General features: G+C 63.4%; 2 protein-coding genes, 2 pseudogenes and 1 CRISPR repeat array. Of the genes and pseudogenes, 3 read left to right on the top strand and 1 reads right to left on the bottom strand.

Annotated elements, in window-relative coordinates:
* On the top strand, positions 1-356 hold a 356-nt coding region (locus ACWDUA_RS25410; protein WP_449753802.1), incomplete at its 5' end, for an ATP-binding protein.
* 416 nt (positions 357-772) lie between these two features.
* Positions 773-916: pseudogene (locus ACWDUA_RS25415) on the top strand (transposase); the annotation flags it as partial.
* 175 nt (positions 917-1,091) lie between these two features.
* On the opposite strand, the gene ACWDUA_RS25420 reads toward ACWDUA_RS25415, so the two are convergent.
* Positions 1,092-2,486 (bottom strand): IS1380 family transposase, encoded by a 1,395-nt coding sequence (locus tag ACWDUA_RS25420; RefSeq protein ID WP_449753803.1) that lies wholly within the window; start codon positions 2,484-2,486, stop codon positions 1,092-1,094.
* A 110-nt stretch (positions 2,487-2,596) separates the two neighbouring features.
* Between ACWDUA_RS25420 and ACWDUA_RS25425 the strand changes: the two are divergent.
* Positions 2,597-3,752: pseudogene (locus tag ACWDUA_RS25425) on the top strand (IS3 family transposase); the annotation flags it as partial.
* A 50-nt stretch (positions 3,753-3,802) separates the two neighbouring features.
* Positions 3,803-4,498: a CRISPR direct-repeat array (repeat unit 36 nt; unit sequence GCCTCAATGGAACCCGGTCGTGAAGACCGGGAGCAC).
* The last annotated feature ends 156 nt before the right edge of the window (positions 4,499-4,654 follow it).

Genomic DNA, 4,654 nt, shown 5'->3' on the forward strand with positions numbered 1-4,654 from the left:
ACGCACGAGCCTTGACCTCGGGATCAATGTTCTTCGGCATGTGCTCATCCTTCCTGACTCAAAAGGAAGCGGCACGAAACCCCGGGGGATTCAACTTGCTCATCGTTGACGAAATGGGATTCGCGCCGCTCGATGACACCGGCACCCAGCTGCTGTTCCGACTCGTCGCCGGCGCTTACGAACGCCGCTCCCTGGCTATCGCCTCCCACTGGCCCTTCGAGCAATGGGGACGGTTCCTACCCGAACACACCACCGCAGTCAGCATCCTCGACCGTCTACTGCACCACGCCACCACCGTCATCACCGACGGCGATTCATACCGCATGACCCACCGAACGGAGGCGCCCCACCGCTGACCAAACCCGCACAAGGCGGGGACTTCTACTTGGCCACCAGCGGGGACATCAAACTGGCCGTTGACAGAAGTCTGGCCACGGTCGCGCACCATTTCGCACGTCGATGGGACCAGCCGTGAAGACCCGGAGCACCAGTCCGCCCAGCGGCCGGTCGACACCCGGGTGCTTCTCACCTCAATCCTCAAATGGAACCCGGCGGTGAAGACCGGGAGCACGAGCACCTGGACTGAATGTGGACCACAATTGTGGTCCACCCTCGATGGGGCCTGGACCCCAGAATACGACAAGTCCGGGGATGGCCACCTGCCTCGATGGATCCCGACCGTGGAGGACCGAGAGCACATTTGTGGGACTTCCGGGACCTGACCCTGAACCTTGGACACGTTGAATCCCACCAGTCGGCGGGAGGAAGCGAGATGATCAAGGTATGGCTCGCAAAACACTATTCAGAGCAGTTCGGTAAGGACGCGGTGGACTTGTACGAGTCGACCCCGGGTGCCACGGTCCGCAGTGTCGCGGCTGATCTCGGTATCGAGCGGGGCACCCTGCGGAACTGGTTAGCCTCGATGTTTCGTCGGGGGTCGCCCGGTGTTTGAGCGGGCCCGGAGTGGTGGTCTGAGGACCGAATTCCGGGTGTGGGCCGTGTGGTGTTGTCCGAGGCGTCGGTGTGCGTCGGGTTTCACGGCCCCGAGGTGTGACGTCCTTTCTGGGTTCGAAGGTTGGTCGGTCTGGTGGTCAGGCCGGCGCTGGAAGTGCTGCAAGCCTTGCTATCCCGTCGAGTAGCAGATCGACGTGCGGAGCGTGGGTGGCCATCTTCATGCGGGTTCGCCGGGCGTGGCGGCTGATCTTGGCTGCGATCGAGAACACGCGGTGGCGCAGTCGCTTGGGTTCCCACCGGCGAGCAGGATGATCGGTGAACGCGAGCATCTGCGTCCAGGCAATCAACTCGCAGGCGAGCATCACGATCGCGCACCAGATCCGGTTCTGATCGAAGCCGTGCAGCGGAAGATTCGTCAGGCCACAGTCTTTGGCGGTACGGACCCGGTCCTCACATCGAGCCCGCCGCCGGTGACGCAGCTCCAGATCAGCGAGTTGGCCACGGACGGTGTTGGTGGCGAACGCGGTCAGCCGCAACCCATCACGGTCGGTGAACCGCAATTGCGCACCCGGGTGCGGCCTCTCTTTCCGGACGATCACGCGCATCCCCTGCGGCCAGCCTGATAGGTCGATCAGCCCGGTCAACTCGGCTACCCACGCTCCGTCGCGTTGCACGCCGTCGGCATCATAGGCCGGGGTCCACGCCTCGGGACTGATCCGGTCAGTCACGGCCGCGGTGGTCTCGGTCAGCCCGAATCCCACCGAATAGGCCAGGTGCCGGCGGGTGAGATAGCCGAGGAACTCGTGGGTGCCGCCGGCCGAGTCGGTGCGCACCAGCACCGACTTGCCGACCCGATACCCCTGCACCGTCGGTAGCTGCTCGAGTGCGGCGGCGGTGACCGTGATGTGATCGGCGGCGGTGTTGGCGCCGGCGTTGCCGGGCCGCAATTGGATCGCCAGGGGTTCGCCAGTGCCCTCGCTACCGTGATCGACAAGCGCACATAGCGGGTGGAAACCGAACCCGCGCTTGTAGGTTGGTGCCGCATCCTGTTTCTCCGAGTGCGCGGTCACCAAGGTTGCGTCGAGATCGACGATCAGCGGATCGCCAGTATCGGCGTCATGATCGGGGGCGGTGGTGCCGGCTGCTGACCAGCACCCTGCCCGGGCAGCAGCGCGGGCGGAGTTGATGGCCGTCAATGCCGCTGGGGCGTCGGCGGCCAACGCCGAGATCAGTCGTGACACCGTGGGGTCGGAGGCGACCTGACCGAATACCGCGGGGTTGGCGCGAAGTTGGTTGATGTCGGCCAGACAATCACCGCCGATCGCGACCGCCACAGCCAGATCCGTGATGATCTTGCCTGGATCGTGGGTCGCCAGGGGTTTACGCCACGGCGTCAACGCGTCCGATAAATCGGTGGTCAGGCCCGTTTTCTCGGCTGTCCGCAACAACACCGTGGCGCCGGCCTGCGACACCACCCCGGTTCCGGTGCCATCTGCAGACAGCACGGGGTAGGGCGACGTAGACTTACTCACCTGAATGGTGCTCCTCGATCTGGTCCGATTGATGACTTCGCAATCTCAATCATCCCAGGTCAGGGCACCATTCTTCACTCACGACACGAAATCAGCGTGAAAGCACGAGGTTAGACAGTTACGGCACCGGTCGCAAGACTGCTGCCGATGGCAGCAACGCAGCCAGTCCTCTCAAGGCCCGACCGGACGCCGCAGGCGTGGCCGGTGTGGTCGGCGAGGAGAGCATCGAGGCCAACGTCGCACGGTTGGAGGCCGAGAACGCGGCATTGCGCAGCGAGAAGCATAAACTGACCACCGAACGGGAGATCTTGCGTGCGGCGGCGAAGTATTTCGCCGCCGGAGACGAACTGGTGAGCCGCTGTGGAGTTCGTCGCCGACCACCTCGACACACCTACCCGGTGAAGTGGCTATGCGAACTCGTCGACCTCGCGTGTTCGTCGTTTCATGCCGGGCGCAATGCTGCCTCGACTCGGACAGCCCGAGCCGACGCTGATGATGTTCTGGCACAACGTATTCGACAGATTCATGATGGTGACAACACCTGCGGGGTGCCGCGGATCACCGCTGAACTCAACGATGGGGCGCCTCCGGCGGACCGGGTCAACCACAAACGGGTAGCCAGGGTCATGGGTGAACGCGGCATCGCCGGCTACCGACGGCGGCGTCGGGTGGTGACAACGATTCCCGAACCCGCCGATCGCAAGGTACCTGACCTGGTCACACGGAACTTCACCGCAGCGGCTCCCCATCAGGTGTACGTCGGAGATATCACCTATCTGCCACTCGCTGATGGCACCAACCTGTACCTGGCCACAGTGATCGACTGTCACTCGCGGAGGTTGGCCGGGTGGGCGGTGGCCGATCACATGCGCACCGAACTCGTCGCCGATGCCCTGCACGCTGCCCGCCAGACCAGGGGCAGCCTGTCCGGGGCGATCTTCCACTCTGATCATGGCTCGGTGTACACGAGCAAGGCCTACGCCCGGTGGTGTGCTGATCTCGCCGGTGACCCAGTCGATGGGGTCGGTAGGGACAAGTGCCGACAACGCGATGGCCGGAGGACTTGACCGCGAGGCGTTCAATGCCACACTCACACGCGAGGTCCTCCAGGACGAGCGGTACTGGCCTGATCAACTCGCATGTCGCCGTGAAGTCTTCGGCTGGCTCGTGCGATACAACACCCGTCGCCGACACTCCTGGTGTGGCTACCGCACACCTATCGACTACGAAACCCGTTACGCTGCTACACTATCCATCGCAGCATGAATCCCACCCTGTGTCCAAGATCCGGGGTCAAGGCCCGTCGCTCCGATGCCGCCTCAATGGAACCCGGTCGTGAAGACCGGGAGCACCGAACGTCGACCAGGGCGGCTTGCTGACCTTGGGCATGCCTCAATGGAACCCGGTCGTGAAGACCGGGAGCACGAGGTGTACACGTTCGGGAAGTCGTCGAAGACCCGCGCCTCAATGGAACCCGGTCGTGAAGACCGGGAGCACCCGTTTGCGCTGTCGAGGGACAGTCGCGTTGGGATGTAGCCTCAATGGAACCCGGTCGTGAAGACCGGGAGCACGCACACTCACCGCCTGGATCGAATACGTGTGCACCGCCTCAATGGAACCCGGTCGTGAAGACCGGGAGCACCGTACAACCTGGGGGCCGAGGTCATCCTCGACGAGCTGCCTCAATGGAACCCGGTCGTGAAGACCGGGAGCACCTTAGGTGCCGTACCAGTTTCGCTCCGCGATGCTGAGCGCCTCAATGGAACCCGGTCGTGAAGACCGGGAGCACCTGTAGTCACAACAGCAGAGAGACCGATGAACTCAGCGGGCCTCAATGGAACCCGGTCGTGAAGACCGGGAGCACCCGCAACGGCGCGAACACCGCCTGGATCGCCAGAAACAGCCTCAATGGAACCCGGTCGTGAAGACCGGGAGCACACCGGCCGCACCTACTCGGCTCGCTACATCACCAACGGGCCTCAATGGAACCCGGTCGTGAAGACCGGGAGCACGGGTTGTAGAGCTTGATCGGGATGACGTCGTCCTGGTCGCCTCAATGGAACCCGGTCGTGATGAATCCCCCGGGGTTTCGTGCCGCTTCCTTTTGAGTCAGGAAGGATGAGCACATGCCGAAGAACATTGATCCCGAGGTCAAGGCTCGTGCGTTA

The organism is Gordonia sp. NPDC003376 (genome assembly GCF_053589235.1).